Source organism: Pseudomonas sp. GM_Psu_1, from assembly GCF_026544185.1.
Classification (GTDB): domain Bacteria; phylum Pseudomonadota; class Gammaproteobacteria; order Pseudomonadales; family Pseudomonadaceae; genus Chryseomonas; species Chryseomonas oryzihabitans.
Genome location: NZ_JALNUX010000016.1, coordinates 42,925 through 60,714, shown reverse-complemented (window position 1 = coordinate 60,714; position 17,790 = coordinate 42,925). Strand labels below are relative to the sequence as shown.

15 protein-coding genes are annotated in these 17,790 nt (G+C 67.2%); 4 read left to right on the top strand and 11 right to left on the bottom strand.

Annotation, left to right across the window (positions count from 1 at the left end; all coding sequences use genetic code 11):
* Position 1: 1 nt before the first annotated feature.
* Positions 2-754, top strand: coding sequence for a TerC family protein (locus tag OXS31_RS21015; RefSeq protein ID WP_007159038.1), 753 nt, complete (start codon positions 2-4; stop codon positions 752-754).
* Between the two features lie 132 nt (positions 755-886).
* On the top strand, positions 887-1,111 hold the full coding sequence (locus OXS31_RS21010) for a hypothetical protein (protein WP_007159037.1): 225 nt from the start codon (positions 887-889) through the stop codon (positions 1,109-1,111).
* Positions 1,112-1,167: 56 nt separating this feature from the next.
* On the opposite strand, the gene OXS31_RS21005 is transcribed toward OXS31_RS21010, so the two are convergent.
* From OXS31_RS21005 to OXS31_RS20970, 8 genes are all read right to left on the bottom strand, one after another.
* The gene (locus OXS31_RS21005) at positions 1,168-2,589 is read right to left on the bottom strand and encodes a TIGR00366 family protein (RefSeq protein ID WP_267401802.1); all 1,422 of its coding nucleotides are present in this window, start codon (positions 2,587-2,589) and stop codon (positions 1,168-1,170) included.
* A 169-nt stretch (positions 2,590-2,758) separates the two neighbouring features.
* The gene (locus tag OXS31_RS21000) at positions 2,759-3,940 is read right to left on the bottom strand and encodes an acetyl-CoA C-acetyltransferase (RefSeq protein ID WP_267401800.1); all 1,182 of its coding nucleotides are present in this window, start codon (positions 3,938-3,940) and stop codon (positions 2,759-2,761) included.
* Positions 3,941-3,954: 14 nt separating this feature from the next.
* A complete protein-coding gene (locus tag OXS31_RS20995; protein ID WP_267401798.1) occupies positions 3,955-4,581 on the bottom strand; it encodes a CoA transferase subunit B in 627 nt (208 codons plus the stop codon).
* Between the two features lies 1 nt (position 4,582).
* Entirely contained in the window at positions 4,583-5,284 is a 702-nt protein-coding gene (locus tag OXS31_RS20990; RefSeq protein WP_007162850.1) for a CoA transferase subunit A, read from the bottom strand.
* 19 nt (positions 5,285-5,303) lie between these two features.
* Entirely contained in the window at positions 5,304-6,056 is a 753-nt protein-coding gene (locus OXS31_RS20985) for a 3-hydroxybutyrate dehydrogenase (RefSeq protein ID WP_108581905.1), read from the bottom strand.
* Between the two features lie 10 nt (positions 6,057-6,066).
* A complete protein-coding gene (locus OXS31_RS20980; RefSeq protein WP_074584685.1) occupies positions 6,067-7,461 on the bottom strand; it encodes a GntP family permease in 1,395 nt (464 codons plus the stop codon).
* A 361-nt stretch (positions 7,462-7,822) separates the two neighbouring features.
* The gene (locus OXS31_RS20975; RefSeq protein ID WP_267401794.1) at positions 7,823-9,259 is read right to left on the bottom strand and encodes a sigma 54-interacting transcriptional regulator; all 1,437 of its coding nucleotides are present in this window, start codon (positions 9,257-9,259) and stop codon (positions 7,823-7,825) included.
* Positions 9,256-10,173, bottom strand: coding sequence for a 3-hydroxyacyl-CoA dehydrogenase family protein (locus OXS31_RS20970; protein ID WP_074584683.1), 918 nt, complete (start codon positions 10,171-10,173; stop codon positions 9,256-9,258). Before OXS31_RS20970 ends, OXS31_RS20975 begins: the two co-directional genes overlap by 4 nt.
* Before the next feature lie 198 nt (positions 10,174-10,371).
* On the opposite strand from OXS31_RS20970, the gene codB reads away from it, so the two are divergent.
* Both codB and codA read left to right on the top strand, forming a co-directional pair.
* Positions 10,372-11,634: a cytosine permease gene (gene codB, locus OXS31_RS20965; protein WP_027602796.1), complete on the top strand. Its 1,263-nt coding sequence runs from the start codon at positions 10,372-10,374 to the stop codon at positions 11,632-11,634.
* A gap of 10 nt (positions 11,635-11,644) precedes the next feature.
* Entirely contained in the window at positions 11,645-12,886 is a 1,242-nt protein-coding gene (gene codA, locus OXS31_RS20960; RefSeq protein WP_027597566.1) for a cytosine deaminase, read from the top strand.
* A 585-nt stretch (positions 12,887-13,471) separates the two neighbouring features.
* Here the strand turns inward: codA and OXS31_RS20955 are convergent.
* From OXS31_RS20955 to OXS31_RS20945, 3 genes are read right to left on the bottom strand one after another with little or no spacing between them, the layout of a single operon-like run.
* A complete protein-coding gene (locus OXS31_RS20955; RefSeq protein WP_027597567.1) occupies positions 13,472-13,957 on the bottom strand; it encodes a GNAT family N-acetyltransferase in 486 nt (161 codons plus the stop codon).
* A gap of 35 nt (positions 13,958-13,992) precedes the next feature.
* Entirely contained in the window at positions 13,993-16,095 is a 2,103-nt protein-coding gene (locus OXS31_RS20950) for an ATP-binding protein (RefSeq protein ID WP_044341382.1), read from the bottom strand.
* Positions 16,092-17,585: an ATPase domain-containing protein gene (locus OXS31_RS20945; RefSeq protein ID WP_027597569.1), complete on the bottom strand. Its 1,494-nt coding sequence runs from the start codon at positions 17,583-17,585 to the stop codon at positions 16,092-16,094. The genes OXS31_RS20950 and OXS31_RS20945 overlap by 4 nt, the downstream gene beginning before the upstream one ends.
* Between the last annotated feature and the right edge of the window lie 205 nt (positions 17,586-17,790).

Genomic DNA, 17,790 nt, shown 5'->3' with positions numbered 1-17,790 from the left:
AATGGACTATCTGCTACAACTCGCCGCCGACCCGACCGTCTGGGCTGCTCTCGCCACCTTGATCGTGATGGAAGTGGTGCTGGGCATCGACAACCTCATCTTCATCTCCATCCTGACCAACAAGCTGCCCGCGCACCAACAGCAGAAGGGCCGCCGCATCGGCATCAGCCTGGCGCTGATCCTGCGCCTGGGTCTGCTCGGTACCGTGGCCTGGATCGTCCAGCTCACCGAGCCCATCATCGAGGTGTTCGGCAAGAGCTTTTCCTGGAAGGACCTGATCCTCATCGCCGGTGGCCTGTTCCTGCTGTGGAAGGCGACCAAGGAGATCCACCACAACGTCGATCCCGAGCCCGACAGCGCCCTGAGCAAGGGCGGCGAGACGGCGACCCTGGCCTTCGGTTCGGCCATCGTGCAGATCCTCCTGCTGGACCTGGTGTTCTCGGTGGACAGCATCATCACCGCCGTCGGCATGACCGAGCACCTGCCGGTGATGGTGATCGCGGTGGTGGTGGCGGTGACCGTCATGTTGCTGGCGGCCGACCCCCTGGCCAGGTTCATCAACGACAACCCCACCGTCGTGATGCTGGCGCTGGGCTTCCTGATCATGATCGGCATGACCCTGATCGCCGAAGGTTTCGGCGCCCATGTGCCCAAGGGCTACATCTATGCGGCCATGGCCTTCTCGGCGCTGATCGAGGGCCTGAACATGCTGTCGCGGCGGGCCAAGCGTCGCCAGCAGGCTGCCGGCAAGTGAGGGCAGGGCGTGTCGGAAAAGGCCTTGTTACATTCCGGCACGCCTATTGCTAACAATTACTGGAAAGTCTAGGCACTATCGGTCAAGACCTTTGTCATAGCAGCGTCACACGTGAGGTTTACAACTGAAGTCATGAACATACAAGCCCAAGCCCAGAACGCCATGCATGCCCTCAGCGCCGCTTTCGCGCCGATGAGCTGCGTCATCGACGCGCCCAGCAAGCGTGGTTTTTCCTTCATCGTCGTCAACGAGCATGGCGTGGCCAAGCACACCCGCCGGATCTACCGCGACGAATACAGCAACCCGAGCCGCCTGCAGGCCATCATCGACAGCACCCGCCTGGCCATCGCCGGCTGAGATTCAGCCGGCTTCCGCTCCACCCCTCCCGCTTTACCGTCTGCGCCCCACCCGAGCTACGGGTGTACCGGCGGCAGATAGGCCAACGTTCCCCCCAACAGCCATAGCAGCACCAGCACCAGGGGTGCATGGACCAGCAGCTGTACGAAGGAAAAGCCGACCAGGTCGCGCGCCTTCAGCCCCAGCACGCCCAGCAGCGGCAGCATGTAGAAGGGATTGATCAGATTCGGCAATGCCTCGGCGGCGTTGTAGATCTGCACGGCCCAGCCCAGGTGATACTGCAGGTCGTTGGCCACCTGCATGACGTAGGGCGCCTCGATGATCCACTTGCCCCCGCCCGAGGGGATGAAGAACCCCAGCAGCGCCGAGTAGACGCCCATCAGCAGGGCGAAGGTGTCGTGGGTGGCGATCTGGGTGAAAAATGCTGCGATATGGTGCGCCAGGGTCTGGCCATCGGCGCCATTGACCTTGGTCAGGATGGCGGCGATGGAGCCGTACAGCGGAAACTGGATCAGCACCCCGGTGGTGGCCGGCACGGCGCGGGCCACGGCGTCGAGGAAATGCCGCGGCCGCCAGTGCAGCAGGGCGCCCAGGGAGATGAACAGCAGGTTGTAGGTGTTCAGCCCGGAAATGGCCTCGATGGCCGGCTTGCTGGCGAATTCCTGCACCAGCCAGCCCGCGGCCAGGAGCACCAGCAGGATGATCAGGATCGGGCTGTATTCCAGCCATTCGCCTGGACGGGTCGGCGTAGCGGCCGGCTTGGGCGCCGGGGTGACGTCGACGCCACAGGCACGGGCATCGCGCGCACTGTCCGGTCCGGGCGCGGTGACATAGGCGATCACCGCCGAGACCACCAGCAGCACCAGCAGCAGGGCGCCGGATTGCCAAAGGAACAGCGTCTGGCTGAAGGGAATCACCCCGGTGATGGCGAGGATCGAGGGCGGCAGGCTGGCCGGATTGGCCTGCAGCTGCGCCGCCGACGACGACAGCCCCAGCGCCCAGACCGCGCCCAGGCCCAGGTAGGCCGCGGCGCCGGCGGCGCGATAGTCCATCTTGAGTTCTTCGCGGCGGGCCAGGGCGCGCACCAGCAGGCCGCCGAACACCAGGCTCAGGCCCCAGTTGAGCAGGGAGGCGAGCATGGCCACCAGGGCCACCCAGCACACCGCGCCACGTCCGGTACGGGGCACCCGCGCCAGGCGCTCGATCAGGCGCCCGGCCGGACCGGAACTGGCCACCACATAGCCGCCGATGACCACGAAGGCCATCTGCATGGTGAAGGGAATCAGACTCCAGAAACCGTCGCCAAAGGCCTTGGCGGTCTTGGCCGCCGGCGCGCCCATGCCGAGGGCGGTCAGGGCCACCACGGCCACGGCGAGCACGGCGAACACCCAGGAATCGGGAAACCAGCGCTCGGCCCAGTTGGAACAGGCCAGGGCGAACCGCGCGCTGCGCGAATCGCGGGAGGGGGTTGAACTCATGGGAGATCCTTTTGTTGTTGTTTTTCAGGGGAACATCAGGCGTAGCGTGGAAAACGGCGCAGCCTTTTCCACGCGGTTGGGGTCATATCGCGGCCATGGCGGTCCGCCGATGCGGCCGCTCCTACAGTGTGTCCGTATCTGTAGGAGCGGCCCACGGCCGCGATAGGGACTAGCGCCGCTCCACCGCCAGGGCCACACCTTGGCCCCCGCCGATGCACAGGGTCGCCAGGCCCCGCCGACCGTCCCGTCGACGCAACTCGTGCAGCAGCGTCACCAGCACCCGGCACCCCGAGGCGCCGATGGGGTGGCCCAGGGCGATGGCACCGCCATTGACGTTGACCTTGTCATCATCCCAACCCAGCTCCTGGCCCACGGCCAGGGCCTGGGCGGCGAAGGCTTCGTTTGCCTCGATCAGGTCCAGGTCGCTCAGCTGCCAGCCGGCCTTTTCCAGGGTCTTGCGGGTGGCCGAGACCGGGCCGATGCCCATGATCGCCGGGTCCACCCCGGCGCTGGCATAGGCGGCGATATGGGCCAGCGGCATCAGGCCAAGGGCGGCGGCCCTGGTCGCGCTCATCACCAGCACCGCGGCAGCGCCGTCGTTGAGGCTGGAGGCGTTGCCGGCGGTGACGCTGCCGTCCTTGGCGAAAGCCGGGCGCAACCGGGCCAGGCCCTCGGCGGTGGTATCGGCGCGGATGCCTTCGTCGGTGTCGAACAGCAGCGGCTCGCCCTTGCGCTGGGGGATGGCCACCGGGGTGATCTCCTCGCGGAAACGCCCGGATTCCACCGCCGCCGCGGCGCGCTGCTGGGAGCGGGCGGCGAAGGCATCCTGGGCCTCGCGGCTGATCTGGTACTGCTGCACCAGATTCTCCGCGGTTTGGCCCATGTGGTAGTCGTTGAAGGCATCCCACAGCCCGTCGCTGATCATGGAATCGACCAGCTCGGCATGCCCCAGGCGCAGGCCGCTGCGCACCTTGGGCAGCACATAGGGCGCAAGGCTCATGTTTTCCATGCCACCGGCGATGACGATCTCGGCGTCGCCGCAACGGATCGCCTGGACGGCCAGTTGCACCGCCTTGAGGCCGGAGCCGCAGACCTTGTTCAGGGTCAGGGCTGGCACCTCGTGGGGTAGGCCGGCCTTGACCGCCGCCTGGCGGGCGGGATTCTGGCCGGCGCCGGCGGTGAGCACCTGGCCGAGAATGACTTCATCCACCTCGGCCGGTGCCACGCCGGTTTGCGCCAGCAGGGCGCGGATGACCGTGGCGCCGAGCTCCACCGCGGGTACGTTGGCCAGGGAGCCCTGGAAACTGCCGACCGCGGTGCGGGTGGCGGCGACGATGACGACGTCTTGCATGTTCAGGGTCTCCTCTAGACCTGGATGGGGGCACCGGTGGCGGCGCGCAGTTCATCGAGGCTGACGCCTTCGGCCAGTTCCACCAGCTTGAGGCCGCCTTCGGTCACCTCCAGCACGGCCAGGTCGGTGATGATCAGGTCGACCACGCCGACGCCCGTCAGCGGCAGGTCGCAGGCCGGCAGGATCTTGTGGGCACCCTTGGCGGTGTGCTCCATCAGCACCACCACGCGCTGCACGCCGGCCACCAGGTCCATGGCGCCGCCCATGCCCTTGACCATCTTGCCGGGGATCATCCAGTTGGCCAGATCGCCTTGTTCCGACACCTGCATGGCGCCGAGGATGGCGAGGTTCACGTGGCCGCCGCGGATCATGCCGAAGCTCGCGGCGCTGTCGAAATAGCTGCTGCCAGGCAGGGCGGTGACGGTCTGCTTGCCGGCGTTGATCAGGTCCGGATCGACCGTCTCGGCGGTGGGGAAGGGACCGATGCCGAGCAGGCCGTTTTCCGACTGCAGCCAGACGTCCATGCCGGCGGGGATATAGTTGGCGACGAGGGTCGGCAAGCCGATGCCGAGGTTGACGTAGAAGCCGTCCTGCAGCTCCCGGGCGGCGCGTTGCGCCATCTGTTCGCGGTTCCAGGCCATCTTACTTCTCCTCGCTCAGGGTGCGTTTCTCGATACGTTTCTCGGGGCTGGCGTTGACCACCAGGCGCTGCACGAAGATGCCGGGCAGGTGGATCTGGTCGGGATCCAGCTCGCCGACCTCCACCAGCTCTTCCACCTCGGCCACGCAGACGCGACCGGCCATGGCGCACAGCGGATTGAAGTTGCGCGCGGTCTTGTTGAAGACCAGATTGCCGGCCTTGTCGGCGCGCTGCGCCTTGACCAGGGCCACGTCGGCGGTCAGCGCCAGCTCCATGACATGGGGCTGGCCATTGAAGTCGCGGACCTCCTTGCCCTCGGCCACCAGGGTGCCGTAGCCGGTGCGGGTATAGAACGCCGGGATGCCCGCGCCACCGGCGCGCAGCTTCTCGGCCAGGGTGCCCTGGGGGGTGAATTCCAGCTCCAGTTCGCCGGCCAGGTACTGGCGCTCGAATTCCTTGTTCTCGCCCACGTAGGAGGAAATCATCTTGCGGATCTGCCGGGTCTCCAGCAGCTGGCCGAGGCCGAAGCCGTCCACCCCGGCGTTGTTGCTGATGGCGGTCAGTTCGCGGGCGCCGGTGTCTCTCAGGGCGGCGATCAGCGCCTCGGGAATGCCGCAGAGGCCGAAGCCGCCCACGGCCAGGGTGATGCCGTCGCTGACCAGCCCGTCTAGGGCAGCCGCGGCGTTGGGATAGAGCTTGTTCATTATGGAGATCCTCTTGTCGTTATTGGGCGGTCCAGCCGCCGTCCATGGTCCAGGCGGCGCCCCGTACCTGAGCAGCGGCCTGGCTGCACAGGAACAGCGCCAGTTCGCCCAACTGGTCGGTGGTGACGAATTCCTGCGACGGCTGCTTTTCGCTGAGCAGGTCGCGCCGCGCCTGGTCCGGATCACTGCCACGGCTGTCCAGCTGCTGCTGGATCAGCGGGGTGAGCACGAAACCCGGGCAGAGGGCGTTACAGGTGATGCCGGTGCGGGCGGTCTCCAGGGCGGTGACCCTGGTCAGGCCCACCACGCCATGCTTGGCGGCCACATAGGCGGCCTTGCCGGTGGAGGCCACCAGGCCATGCACTGAAGAGATGTTGATGATGCGACCCCAGTCGCGCTCGCGCATGCCCGGCAGCGCCAGGCGGGTGGTGTGGAACACCGCCGAGAGATTGAGCGCGATCACCGCGTCCCAGCGTTCCACCGGAAAGTCTTCCACCGGCGCCACGTGCTGGATGCCGGCGTTGTTGACCAGGATGTCCACGCCGCCGAAGTCGCGCTGGGCGTAGGCGAAGAGCTCTTCGATCTCCTCCGGCCTGGACAGGTCGGCGCCGTGGAAGCCACTGCGGCCGGTCAGGCTGGCCTGGGCCGCAGCGGGATCGCCGAAGCCGTTGAGGATGAGGGTGGCGCCAGCGGCGGCCAGGCGCTGGGCGATGCCCAGGCCGATGCCGCTGGTGGAGCCGGTGACCAGGGCGGTCTTGCCGGTGAGGTCCATGGCTGTCTCCTTAGACGAGGCCGGTCAGGTAGTAGAGGGCGATGACGAAGAACACCGCCACGGTCTTGATCAGGGTGATCTTGAACACGCCGCCATAGGCTTCGCGGTGGGTCAGGCCGGTCACCGCCAGCAGGGTGATGACCGCGCCGTTGTGCGGCAGGGTGTCCATGCCGCCGCTGGCCATGGCCGCCACCCGGTGCAGCACCTCCAGGGGGATGCCGGCCGCGTTGGCGGCGGCGATGAAGGTGTCGCTCATGGCGGCCAGGGCGATGCTCATGCCACCGGACGCCGAGCCGGTGATGCCGGCCAGCAGGGTCACGCTGACGGCTTCGTTGATCAGCGGATCGGGGATGGCCTTGAGGCCCTGGGCGAACAGCACGAAGCCGGGCAGGGCGGCGATCACCGCGCCGAAGCCGTATTCCGAGGCCGTGTTCATCCCGGCCAGCAGGGCACCGGAGACGGCGGTCTTGCTGCCTTCCGCCAAACGTCCGCGGATGGCGCCGAAGCCGGTCGCCAGCACCAGCAGGATGCCCGCCAGCAGCGCGCCTTCCACCGCCCAGATGCCGGTCAGCTTGGCGACTTCCTGGGTCACCGGTTTGGCCATGCCGGGCAGGGCCAGGTTATGGGTGGCGCCGTACCAGTCGGGAATCCAGCGGGTCAGCAGCAGGTTGAGCACGCCCACCAGCACCAGCGGCGCCAGGGCCAGCCAGGGATTGGGCAGCGGCAGGTCGGCGGCGGTCTCGGGTTCGTTGCGCAGCGGTACGCTGGCATAGCCTTCGCCACTGTTGCGCGCCTTGCGGCGAGCGCTGCCGAGGTAGGCCAGGCCCACGGCGATGACGAACAGCGATCCGGCCAGGCCCAGCCAGGGCGCGGCCCAGGCGGTGGTCTGGAAGAAGCTGGTGGGGATGATGTTCTGGATCTGCGGCGTGCCGGGCAGAGCGTCCATGGTGAAGGAGAAGGCGCCCAGGGCGATGGTCGCCGGGATCAGCCGCTTGGGGATGTCGCTCTGGCGAAACATCTCCGCGGCGAAGGGATAGACGGCGAAGACCACCACGAACAGCGAGACGCCGCCATAGGTGAGCAGGGCGCAGACCGCGACGATCACCGGGATGGCCCGCTCGCGACCGAGCAGACGAATGGCCGCGGCGACGATGGCACGGGAAAAGCCCGACAGCTCGATCAGCTTGCCGAACAGGGCGCCCAGCATGAACACCGGGAAATAGAGTTTGAGAAAGCCCACCATCTTGTCCATGAACACCCCGGTGAAGGCGGGCGCCACGGCGGACGGGTCGGTGAGCAGCACGGCGCCGAGGGCGGCGAGAGGGGCGAAGAGGATGACACTGAAACCCCGGTAGGCGGCGAACATCAGCAGCGCCAGGGCGGCGAGTGCGATCAGGACACTCATGGCTTCTCCTAGAGCTTCGCCTGGGGCGAAGCGGTTCTTGTTGTTATAGGGCGATGCAGAGATCGCCCGAAAGCAGGAGCCAGAACCGTGCCAGATTCATAGGTTATTGTTTTGTATGGATTTTTATTTTGATCGCTGCCAATTACCGCCATTTTGTCTCAAAAGCTGGACCCCGTAGGTTGGCTTGAGCGCAGCGAAGCCCAACAACGGCCCGACGCCGGCCATATTGGGCTTCGACGATAGAGCAATCTCAATCCAACCTACGGCAAGGATCTTGTAGGAGCGGCCCATGGCCGCGATAGATCGTCAATCGCGGCCATGGGCCGCTCCTACAGGCTTTGTCTCTATATATGGATCTGTCTCATATTCGAGACATAAGCCCCAGCGCCACCAGCTTCTTGTATAGCGTAGAACGCCCCAACCCAAGGCGCCGGGCGGCTTCGTCTACCTTGCCGCCGCAGGCGGCCAGGGTCGCCTGGAACAATTCCCGGTCGAAGCGCAGGCGCGCTTCGGCGTAGGTTTCGCCGGTAGCGCTCGCTACGGGCTTGGCTGGCAGTTCGGCGGAAACGCCCAAGGCCTCCGCCAGCGCCGCGGCGTCCAGCTGGCTGTCGTCGCCCAGCAATACGGCGCGCTCCAGCACGTTGCGCAACTCGCGCACATTGCCGGGCCAGGGCTGGCGCTGCAGCAGGGCCAGGCCGTCGGCGGTGAGGTCGGGCGTCGACTGTCCGCCCACCTGCGGCAGCCCGTCGAGGATGGCCTCGGCCAGCAGCGCCAGGTCGTCCAGGCGTTCACGCAGCGGCGGGATGCGGATCGGCAGCACGTTGAGGCGGTAATAGAGATCGGCGCGAAAGCGTCCCTCGGCCACGGCGGTCTCCAGGTCGCGGGAGGTGGCGGCGATCATGCGCACGTCGCAGGCCAGCACCTCGTTGGAGCCCAGGGGTTCGTATTCCTTTTCCTGCAGCACCCGCAGCAGCTTGGCCTGCAAGGCCAGGGGCATGTCGCCGATCTCGTCGAGAAACAGGGTGCCGCCCTGGGCGATCTGCAGCTTGCCCGGGCGGGCGCGCCGTTCGGCACCGGTGAAGGCGCCCGGCGCGGTGCCGAAGAATTCCGCTTCCAGCAGGCTTTCCGGGATGGCCGCGGCATTGATGCTGACGAAGGGCCGCCCGGCCCGTGGCGAGGCGCCGTGGATGGCGTGGGCCAGCAACTCCTTGCCGGTGCCGGTCTCGCCCAGCAGCAGCACCGCAGCCTCGCTGGCGGCGGCGCGGCGGGCGCGGCGCTTGACCTCCAGGCTGGCCGGGCCGCTGCCGACGAAGTGGCCGAAGCCGTACTTGGCGGTGCGCGCGTGTTGCAACGAGCGCCGGGTGGTGGCCAGCTCTTCCTGGATGCGCAGGTAGCGGGTCACCAGCGGCGCCAGTTGCTGCAACTGGTCGAACAGGGCGAAACCGATGGCACCGATCAGCTCGCCCTCGTCGGTATGGATCGGCAGGCGCATCACCACCAGCGGTCCGTTGCGCGTCTCCAGCATGTCCAGCAGGATCGGCTGGCCATTGCGCGCCACCTCGCGCAGCAGGCTGTGGGGAATGATCTGTTCCACCGGCTGACCGATGGCGGCGGCGGCATCCGGCAGGCCGAAGTGCTGGGCGTATCGCTGGTTGATCCAGACGATGCGCGCCTCGCGGTCGACGATCACCGTGCCGTTGCTGGTCTGCTCGATGATCTCGAACAGCGAGCGGATCGCCCGCTGGCGGATGTCGGCGTAGTCTTCCAGCCCGGGCAGACCCGGCGGGGTGCGGCTCATGGCTTCAGCGCATGGCGCAGCTGGTGCAGGCGTCGCTGGACGATGCGCTCGCGCCGCGCCGCGTCCCACTCATGGAAGCCGTGGCCGCTGCGCAGGCCGGTACGGCCGGCGGCCACCTGGTCTTCCAGCAGCTGCAGTGGGGATTCGTCCCGCGCCAGGGTCGGCCAGAGATGCCGGGCGATGTCGCGAAAGGTATCCAGGCCACCCATGTCCGCCGCTTCCAGCGGCCCGACCATGGCATAGCGCCGACCCAGGGAGGCGCGCATCACCCGGTCCACCGTCTCGGCGTCCGCCGCGCCGCTCTGCACGATGTGCAGGGCCTCGCGCAGCAGGGCGAATTGCAGGCGATTGCCGACGAAGCCGGGAATGGCGCGCTGCAGGACCACGGCTTCCAGTTCCGCGGCTTCCAGCAGTAGGCGCATGGATTCCAGATGGGCGGGCAGGGTGGCCGTGCCGGGCACCAGCTCCACCAGGGGAATGAAGTGCGGTGGATTCCAGAAGTGGGCGATCAGCAGGCGCTCGGGATGGCGCAGGTGCGCGGCCAGTTCGTCCGGTGGCAGGCCGCTGGTGTTGCTGGCGATCAGGGCGTCCGGGCGCAGCACGGCTTCGAGCTGGGCATAGAGTCGGTGCTTGAGCTCCAGGCGCTCGGGCACGGCTTCGAACAGCAGGTCGCAGTCGGCGAGATCGGCCAGCTCGGTCGTGGTGCTGAGGCGGGCGATGACCGCATCGGTGTCCACCGCGATGTCGGCTTCTTCCAGCTCGGCGAGCAGGGTGCGCGCGGTGGCGGCCACCTCGGCGAGGCGGGCGGGGTCGACGTCCTGCAGCTGCACGGCATGGCCGTGGCGCGCCAGGTGTACGGCGATGCCGATGCCCATGAGACCGGAACCCAGGACGGCGAGGCGTGGCGTGGTCATGATCTTTTCCTTGTTAGACGGCCGCGGCAACCGTCTCACACTTGACCGCCCCCGGCCAAGGCACGGGGTAGCGCCTTGCACCAAAGACGGGCTCCAGGGACCGGCCGGCGAGGGCGCCCTGGCCTCTGCCATGCCGCTTGGCGGAGCCTGGCACGGCCACTGCTAAGTCTCAGGTACGCCCATCCCGAGGAATGCCTTATGAGCAACGCCGGCAACGACTATCCCCTGAGCGAAGTCCCGCCCCACGCCCGCAAGGGGCTGGCCTCCCTGGCCATGGTGCTGCTGGGCTTCACCTTCTTCACCGCCACCATGTTCGCCGGCGGCAAGCTGGGGGTGGCCTTCGGTTTCACCGACCTGCTGTGGGTGATCGCCCTCGGCAATCTGCTGCTGGGTCTCTATGCCGCCGCCCTCGGCCATATCGCCTGTCGCAGTGGCCTCAACTCGGTGCTGATGGGGCGCTTCGCCTTTGGCGAACGCGGCAGCAAGCTGTGCGACCTCATCCTCGGCTTCACCCAGATCGGCTGGTACGCCTGGGGGACGGCCACCGCTGCCGTGGTGCTGGGCAGGTACTTCGGCCTGGAGCAGGGCGCGGTGCTGGCGCTGATGGCGGTGTTCGGCCTGGGCTTCTGCGCCACCGCCTATATCGGCTACCGCGGCCTGGAGATCCTCTCCTGGATCGCCGTGCCGGCCATGGCGCTGCTGCTGATCCTGTCCATGAGCGTGACCACCGCCAAGGCCGGCGGTCTGGCCGGCCTGCTGGCGATCCAGCCCAGCGCCAGCCTGGACCTGTCCACCGCCATCACCCTGGTGTTCGGCACCTTCGTCAGCGGCGCCACCCAGGCCACCAACTGGACCCGCTTCGCCCGTTCCACCCGGGTGGCGGTGCTGGCCAGCCTGATCGGCTTCTTCATCGGCAACGGCCTGATGGTGCTGATCGGCGCCTATGGCGCCATCGTCTACCAGCAGCCGGACGTGGTGGAGGTGCTGATGCTGCAGGGCTTCGCCACCGCCGCCCTGGCCATGCTGCTGCTCAACATCTGGAGCACCCAGGACAACACCATCTACAACTTCGCCGTGGCCGGCTGCAATCTGGTGCGTACCAGCCGCCGCAAGACGGTGACCCTGGCCGGCGCCCTGATCGGTACCGCCCTGGCCGTGCTGGGCATGTACGACCTGCTGGTGCCCTATCTGGTACTGCTCGGCACGGTGATCCCACCCATCGGCGGGGTGATCGTCGCCGACTTCTGGCTGCGCCATCGCGGGCGCTATCCGCTGCTCGCCGAGGCCCGCCTGCCGCACTACAACTGGCCGGGGCTGGCGGCCTACGGCCTGGGCACCATCGCCGCCTTCGGTTCGCCCTGGGTGGCGCCCCTGGTGGGCATCGGGGTGGCGGCGCTCGGCTATGGCGTGTTCAATGGCCTGAGTCGCGGTCGTCGTGCCGCCGCCCCCGCTTCGCTCTAGGAGATCGACCATGCGCATCCTCAACGCCCGCCTGCGTGACCGCGAAGGCCTGTATGACATCCGCCTCGAAGGCGGACGCATCGCCGCCATCGCCGAGCAGCTCATGCCGCCTGCGGTAGGGCCGGACGACATCGACGCCGCCGGCAACCTGGTGGTGCCGCCCTTCGTCGAGCCGCACATCCACCTTGACGCCACCCTGACCGCCGGTGAGCCGCGCTGGAACATGAGCGGCACCCTGTTCGAGGGCATCGAGTGCTGGGGCGAGCGCAAGGCCACCATCACCCAGGAAGACACCAAGACCCGCGCCACGCGCACCATCCGCGCCCTGGCCGCCCATGGCATCCAGCACGTGCGCACCCACGTCGACGTCACCGATCCGTCGCTGGCCGCACTCAAGGCCATGCTGGAGGTGCGCGAGGAGACCGCCCACCTGATCGACCTGCAGATCGTCGCCTTTCCCCAGGAGGGCATCGAGTCCTTCAAGAACGGGCGCGAGTTGATGGAGGAATCCATTCGCCTGGGCGCGGATGTGGTCGGCGGCATCCCGCACTTCGAATACACCCGCGACCAGGGCGTGAGCTCGGTGAAATTCCTCATGGACCTGGCCGAGCGCACCGGCTGCCTGGTGGACGTCCATTGCGACGAGACCGATGATCCCCATTCGCGCTTTCTCGAGGTGCTGGCCGAAGAGGCGCGCAGCCGCGGCATGGGTTCGCGGGTCACCGCCAGCCACACCACCGCCATGGGCTCCTACGACAACGCTTACTGCGCCAAGCTGTTCCGCCTGCTGACCCACGCCGGCATCAACTTCATCTCCTGCCCGACCGAGAGCATCCATCTGCAGGGCCGCTTCGACACCTTTCCCAAGCGCCGCGGCGTGACCCGGGTCAACGAGTTGCTGGAGGCCGGCCTCAACGTCTGCTTCGCCCAGGATTCCATCGTCGATCCCTGGTATCCGCTGGGCAACGGCAACATTCTGCGGGTGCTGGAAGCGGGGTTGCACATCTGCCACATGCTCGGCTATCGCAACCTGCAATCGGCGCTGGACCTGGTCACGGTCAACAGCGCCAAGGCCCTGTGCCTGGGCGATCGCTACGGGCTGGAGGAGGGGCGACCGGCCAACCTGCTGGTGCTCTCCGCCGACAGCGACTACGAGATGGTCCGCAGCCAGGGCCTGCCGCTGTACTCCATCCGTAACGGCAAGGTGCTGATGCAGCGCCGACCGGCACAGGTGGAACTGGCGGATCGGTAACGGGTGGCGGTCCGCCGATGCGGACAGGCTTGTGCCGGCCGCCTGCGATTTTCGGGGCTGGCGAAGATCTGATTATCATTCGGACAGAGCCCCCTCTCCCTCTGGGAGAGGGCTGGGGTGAGGGCGCGCCCCATGCCGCAGTCCCCTGTGGAAAAGGCTGCGCCGTTTTCCACGCTACGGCGCTACGACACTGATACCCATTCGGACAACCCCCTCTACCTCTGGGAGAGGGCTGGGGTGAGGGCACGCCTCATGCCGCAGTCCCCGGTGGAAAAGGCTGCGCCGTTTTCCACGCTACGACGCTGATCCTTGGTCGAAAATCCCCCTCTCCCTTTGGGAGAGGGTTGGGGTGAGGGCGCGCCCCATGCCGACGTCCCCGGTGGAAAAGGCTGTGCCGTTTTCCACGCTACGGCGTTGATCGCGGCCAAGGGCCGCTCCTACAGGGGAATCGGAATCCGTAGGAGCGGCCCATGGCCGCGATCGGCGTCCCCTGGCAACAGCGGATCGCCATAACCGCAACCAACATTACCCATGTCGCGTCCCATCGCGTCGGGCTTCGCTGGCGCGCAACCCAACCTGTGAATCCTACCGCCCACTCTCGGCGAAATCCCGCAGCGCTGCGCCGTCCAGGCGATAGCGCACCCATTCGCTCTGGGCCTGGGCGCCCAGGCTTTCGTAGAAGTCGATGGCCGGAGTGTTCCAGTCCAGCACGCTCCACTCCAGGCGGCCGCAGTCGTTGGCCACCGCTTCGCGGGCCAGTTCGCGCAACAGGCCCTTGCCCAGGCCGGTGCCGCGGGCGCTGGGGCTCACATAGAGGTCTTCCAGGTAGATGCCGTTGCGGCCCAGCCAGGTGGAATAGCTGTAGAAATACACGGCATAGCCCACCACCACGCCGTCGTGCTCGGCGACCAGCGCCCGGGTCGGGGTGTCGGCGGCGAACAGCGTCGCCTCGATCTGGGCCGGACTGGCCAGCACCTCATGGACGGCCTTTTCATAGTCGGCCAGTTCGACGATCAATTCGTGGATGCGGGTGGCGTCTTCGCGGCGGGCGGGGCGGATCTGGGAGGTCATGGGGTCCTTGGCTAGGTCGCGGGGCGGCGGCGACCTCAGGAGGGCGCCACGGCCCGATTGGCGGACCCGGACAGCATGGCGGCGACCTGCGCGGCCAACTGGTCCAGGGTGAAGGGCTTGGTCATCAGCTCCATGTTACCACCCAGGAAGGAAGTCCTACTGAGGGCGCCCTCGGCGTAGCCGGTGAGGAACAGCACCGGCAGCCGCGGCCTGAGCTGCTGGATGACCTCCGCCAACTGGCGGCCGTTCAGGCCCGGCAGGCCGACGTCGGTCACCAGCAGGTCCAGCTGCGGGATCTGATCCAGCAGACGCAGCGCGGCCTTGCCCTCGGCCGCGCTCCAGACCCGATAGCCCAGGGCTTGCAGCGCCTCCTGATTGACCAGCCGTACCGCATCGTCGTCTTCCACCAGGAGGATGGTCTGGCCGGCACCCTGGACGAGCTCCGCCGGCTCGGCGCGCTGCGGCTCGCGGCGCTGTTCCGCCGTGGGCAGATAGACGCACACCCGGGTTCCGCTGGCGTCACTGGCGAGGGTCAGGCGGCCATTGCTCTGCCGGGCGAAGCCATAGACCATCGACAGCCCCAGACCGGTGCCCTGGCCCTGGGGCTTGGTGGTGAAGAAGGGCTCGAGCACCTTGTCCAGCAACCGCTCCGGAATGCCGGTTCCGGTGTCCCGCACCTCGATGCAGACATAGTCTCCTGGAGGCAGCGCCTCGTCTTCGGCCGCCGGCTCGGTGACCGTCACCGGATAGGTCGCCAGGGTGACGACGCCGCCATCCGGCATGGCATCGCGGGCATTGATCACCAGGTTGAGGAGGGCATTCTCCAGCTGGTTGGCGTCGGCCAGGATCCAGGGCGCCGTCGGGTCCAGTTCCAGCGTCACCGAGATCTGCTCGCTCACGGTGCCCTGCAGCAGATCCTGCAGCGCCAGGATCAGGTCGTTGGCCGACATCGGGCGCGATTCCAGCGATTGCCGGCGCGAGAAGGCCAGCAACCGCTGGGTGAGCGCCGCCGCCCGATGCGCCGAGTGCTGCGCCGCCTCCATGTAGCGCTCCAGGCCGGCAAGTTGCCCCTTGTTCTTGATCTTCATCAGGTCCAGGGCGCCCAGCACCCCGGTGAGCATGTTGTTGAAGTCATGGGCGATGCCGCCGGTGAGCTGGCCGACCGCTTCCATCTTCAGTGACTGACGCAGCTGCTCTTCGGCGCGACTGCGTTCGGCGGTTTCCCGCTGCAATTCGCTAAGGGTAAGCGCCAGGGTACGGGTGCGCTCCTCGACCTGGACTTCCAGTTCTTCGTTGAAGCGGCGCAAGGCCAGTTCCGCGCGTTTCTCCTCGCTGATATCGGCGATCACCGTAGTCGCACCGATGATCTGCTGGCCGGCGTCGTGAAGCGGCACCGCGCTCACCCGCAGCCAGGATTCCTCGCCGGTGGCACTGGTGTGATAGAAGTCCTGCCCCTTGACCCGCTCGCCACCCAGCGCCCGAGCGCCCGGGAAACGTTCGGGCGGCAGCAGCCGGCCATTGCTGTCGAGCGCGGTCCAGCGCGCCACTTCCTGCGGTTGCTGGGACGGAATGCGCTGACCCGGCACGTACTGCTCATAGAAGGGATTGCTGACCAGGGTGCGGCCCTGGGCATCCATGAAGCACACCCCCACCGGCAGGTTCTCCAGCAGCGTCTGCAGGCGTTCGCGCTCCTGGGCGAGTTCGGCGAGACGGTCGCGCATCTCGAACTGGCGCAGTCGCGACCGCCAGGCGGCGGCCACGCTGCTCAGCAGGGAGGCCCCACTCAGGGGCCGCTCCAGGATGACCAGATTGGTGGCGGCCGCGGGCAGCTGACGACGCAGGAGATCGTTGCCGCGGCCCGAGCGTTTGGAGTCGGAAGCCAGCAGCACCAGCGGGATGTCCGACCAGGTCGGCTGGCGCTCCAAGGCCTGCGCCAGAGCGTTCAGCTCCTGGCGCAGAGCCTCCTCGGTAAACACGATGATGCCCGTCTCGTCGCCCAGCGCGGCTGCAACCTCGTTGAGCGTGGACAGGTAGCGCGTGTGATAGCCCTGGGTGAAGAGTCGCTGCAGGCTGGCGGCATCGCCCCGGAGCGGGGCACAGATGATCAGCTCGCAGGAAGACGTCTTGGTCTCGGTCAATCGCGCTCTTCCATCAGGGGTTGCTTGGCACCGAAGTACTCCGGGGTGCCGGTCAGCACGCCGCGGAAGTCCACCAGGGGCTGACCCACCCGGATGCCCCGGGTATCGATGCGCAATTCCCGAATCGCGTCCTCGTGGCCGCCACCGCGGTGCTTGAGGATGGAAATGGCCTTGCGCAGTCGGCCCTGGGCCTCGAAGAAACGGATCAGCACCACGGTATCGGCGATGTAGGAGATGTCGAGGCTGGAGGTCATCGTCCCGACCAGACCGTGCTGGGGATTGATGAGAAAGGTCACCACCCCGGACTGACTCAGGTAGGAAAGCAACTCGTGCATCTGCAGGATCAGGTGTTGCTCCTGGGGCATGGCGGCGAGGTAGCCGTTGAGGCTGTCCATGACCAGCAGTCGGCAGTCGTTCTCATCGACATCCCGCCGTACGCGCCAGGCGAATTCGCCGGGAGACAGTTCGGCCGGATCGATCTGGTGGACCACCAGCAGACCCTCGTCGATATAGCGATGGAGCGGCATACCCATGCTTTCCGCGCGCTTGAGCAGGGTGCCGATACGCTCGTCGAATTCATAGACGGCGCACCTTTCGCCGCGCGCGCAGGCCGCGGTGACATATTGCAGGGCCAGGGTCGTCTTGCCGGTACCGGCCGGGCCGGTGATCAGGGTGCTGGTGCCGCGCAGGGGGCCACCATGCAGCAGCGCATCCATGTCCGCGATGTTGCTGGGCACGGGCTGGCCCACGAATTCCTGGTAGTGCCCCGCGGCGGTCATGCGCGGATAGATCTCCAGGCCGCCGCGGCGCAGGACGAAGTCGTGATAGCCGGCGATGAAGTCCACGCCACGCAACTTCTGGATCTGCAGGCGCCGGCGGGCGGCGCCGAAGTCCAGGGTCAGGCGCTCCAGGGTCAGCACCCCGTGGCAGAGGCTGTGCAGATGATTGTCGCGCTCGCCCCCACTGGCGGTCAGATCGTCCACCAGCAACACGGTCAGGCCGCGTCCGGCGAAGAATTGCTTGAGCGCAAGCACCTGGCGGCGATAGCGCAAGGGATCCTGGGCCAGCAGGCGCATCTCCGACAGGCTGTCGAACACCAGGCGGCGCGGCTGGAGTTCGTCGACGCGGGCCTGGATCAGCTCGATGGTGTCACCCAGTTCGGACTCCCAGGGATGCAGGATGGTCTGCTCCTGCGCACCGCCGAGCACGGCATCGGCGGCGGACAGTTCGAACAGGTGCACGCCGTCCAGGCTCCAGCCGTGGGACTCGGCCACGCACCGCAGCTCTTCGCTGGTCTCCGACAGGGTGATGTAGAGCACCGACTCGCCCTGGCGGACGCCTTCGAAGAGAAACTGCAAGCCCAGGGTCGTCTTGCCCGAACCTGGGGTGCCCTCCAGCAGGTAGAGCCGATCCTTGGGCAGACCGCCGCGCAGGACCTGATCCAGGCCGGCATTGCCTGTCGCGATAATGGACGCGCTAGAAGAATTCATGGATGGCCAAACCTCGCGGCGTCGGAAACGAAGAGCACGGAAAACATGCGGCGCAGACGGCTGCTGGAGCAGGGGCGCTGTGCGTTACGCTGAGGTGAAGGGAGCGATGGGGCTGCGTTGGAACCATGCAGCGGAAAAAACGGAGGGCGCGATCCGCGCCCCGTTAATCGTCAGTCTAATCGTGTCGCTGGTCCAAGGCCACTCC

Bases quoted from the DNA above. Each gene is read 5' to 3' on its own strand.
- OXS31_RS21015 (WP_007159038.1), top strand. From the start codon at position 2: ATGGACTATCTGCTACAACTCGCCGCCGACCCGACCGTCTGGGCTGCT.
- OXS31_RS21010 (WP_007159037.1), top strand. From the start codon at position 887: ATGAACATACAAGCCCAAGCCCAGAACGCCATGCATGCCCTCAGCGCC.
- OXS31_RS21005 (WP_267401802.1), bottom strand. From the start codon at position 2,589: ATGAGTTCAACCCCCTCCCGCGATTCGCGCAGCGCGCGGTTCGCCCTG.
- OXS31_RS21000 (WP_267401800.1), bottom strand. From the start codon at position 3,940: ATGCAAGACGTCGTCATCGTCGCCGCCACCCGCACCGCGGTCGGCAGT.
- OXS31_RS20995 (WP_267401798.1), bottom strand. From the start codon at position 4,581: ATGGCCTGGAACCGCGAACAGATGGCGCAACGCGCCGCCCGGGAGCTG.
- OXS31_RS20990 (WP_007162850.1), bottom strand. From the start codon at position 5,284: ATGAACAAGCTCTATCCCAACGCCGCGGCTGCCCTAGACGGGCTGGTC.
- OXS31_RS20985 (WP_108581905.1), bottom strand. From the start codon at position 6,056: ATGGACCTCACCGGCAAGACCGCCCTGGTCACCGGCTCCACCAGCGGC.
- OXS31_RS20980 (WP_074584685.1), bottom strand. From the start codon at position 7,461: ATGAGTGTCCTGATCGCACTCGCCGCCCTGGCGCTGCTGATGTTCGCC.
- OXS31_RS20975 (WP_267401794.1), bottom strand. From the start codon at position 9,259: ATGAGCCGCACCCCGCCGGGTCTGCCCGGGCTGGAAGACTACGCCGAC.
- OXS31_RS20970 (WP_074584683.1), bottom strand. From the start codon at position 10,173: ATGACCACGCCACGCCTCGCCGTCCTGGGTTCCGGTCTCATGGGCATC.
- codB (WP_027602796.1), top strand. From the start codon at position 10,372: ATGAGCAACGCCGGCAACGACTATCCCCTGAGCGAAGTCCCGCCCCAC.
- codA (WP_027597566.1), top strand. From the start codon at position 11,645: ATGCGCATCCTCAACGCCCGCCTGCGTGACCGCGAAGGCCTGTATGAC.
- OXS31_RS20955 (WP_027597567.1), bottom strand. From the start codon at position 13,957: ATGACCTCCCAGATCCGCCCCGCCCGCCGCGAAGACGCCACCCGCATC.
- OXS31_RS20945 (WP_027597569.1), bottom strand. From the start codon at position 17,585: ATGAATTCTTCTAGCGCGTCCATTATCGCGACAGGCAATGCCGGCCTG.